At 76.5% G+C, this 1495-nt stretch carries 2 protein-coding genes; both read right to left on the reverse strand.

Going from position 1 to position 1495, the window contains the following annotated elements; translation table 11 throughout:
* A partial coding sequence (locus DQW85_RS23145; protein WP_162795271.1) for an acyltransferase family protein occupies positions 1 to 665 on the reverse strand: 665 nt, incomplete at its 3' end.
* A partial coding sequence (locus DQW85_RS23150; RefSeq protein WP_113702216.1) for an alpha/beta hydrolase occupies positions 658 to 1495 on the reverse strand: 838 nt, incomplete at its 5' end. The genes DQW85_RS23145 and DQW85_RS23150, both read right to left, overlap by 8 nt.

Genomic DNA, 1495 nt, shown 5'->3' on the forward strand with positions numbered 1-1495 from the left:
AGCGGCCACCCGCTCCGCCGGCCCGGCAGGCGTCCCCGGGCCCACGCCGCGCCCAGGCAGTAGGGGACCAGCCAGCCGGCGACGACGTTGATCCAGCCGAGCCAGGCCGGGCCGCCCGTGCCGTACCGGACGAGGTCGACGAGCGCGACCGCGGCGAGCGGCCACAGCGGGTGCAGCCGGGCGACGAGCGGGGTCGCGGCCGTGAGCACCGCGAAGACGGCCAGGAACCACAGCGGGGACAGCACCAGCCCGACCAGCGTCCGGACGGTCTCCAGCCCGGCGCCGGACGCCAGCATCACAGCCGAGGCCACGGCCCACAGCGCGAGCACGACCACGACCGGCCTCAACAGCCGGGCCGTCCGGGACCGCAGCCACTGCCCGTACGTCTGCCCCCGGGCACGGGCGGCGGCATGGCCGGTCACCCCTGCCCACCCGCCGACGAGGAAGAAGACCGCCAGAGCCTGGAAGAGCCACGAGACGGGAGCGAGCTGGGGCAGGTGCCGGAGCGGGCTCTCGGCCCGCACCGTGCCGCTGTCGGCGACCAGAGCGGTCACCAGCCAGTGGCCGAGCACCACCCCGGCGATGGCGAGGGCGCGCAGCCCGTCGGCGGCCCGGTCGCGGCCGGGGGGCGTGGCCGCCTCGATCCGCCGGACGAGGTCACCCATGACCGGCCTCCCCGAGCGGGGGCAGCCCGGAGACGATCCGGGCCATGTTCGCCAGTGCCGTGGACCCGGGCCGCAGGTAGTCGCTGTGGCCACCGTCGCCGGCCGCGAAGATCCGGGCGCCGAACTCCGGCGAGACCGGATCGGTCCCGAACCCCACGGTCGCGAAGGGCAGGCGTAACCGCGTGTGCGGCACGCCGGCGATCCAGTCGCGGGCGCCCCTCCCGGCCCAGACGGTCGCCTGGGTGCGCAGCTCGGCGACCCCCTGCACGCCCGTTCCCGGGCTGCCGTACAGGACGAGGTCCGTGACCTTCAGCCCGGCGGCGGCCTGGCTGCACACGACGGAGCCATAGGAGTGGCACACGAGGGAGGTCCGGGCGGCGGGCCTGGCCGCGCCCAGCTCCCCTACGAAGCGGCGCAGCGCGGAAGCCGCCTCACGCGCGCGCCCGGTGGTCAGGGCTTCGAGGCCGAACGTGCTCGTCGTCCGGTACCCCAACCAGGCGATGACGGCGAACCGGTGACCCGGCTCCTGCGCGAGTCGGAGTGCCATCGCGCCGGCCAGGAAGCGGTCGTAGGTGTCGAGACTGGTGTCCGCGCCCGGCACGAGCACCGCGATCCGCTCCGCTCGGGCCAGGTCGCCCAACACCTCCGCGGTGCGACCGCCGTCGCGGCCGTCGAACGACAGGAAGTGCCGCCCCAGGTCGGCCATGGCGCGCAGCGAGGCGGCCCGCCGGCGGTGACCGTGGCGGGCGGCCATCCGCTCGGCCGCCAGGACGGCATCGCGGGTGGCGGTGTACCGCGCGGCCAGGGCGGGCGGGGTCATGGCCGGCATC

The organism is Nonomuraea lactucae (assembly GCF_003313395.1).
Classification (GTDB): domain Bacteria; phylum Actinomycetota; class Actinomycetes; order Streptosporangiales; family Streptosporangiaceae; genus Nonomuraea; species Nonomuraea lactucae.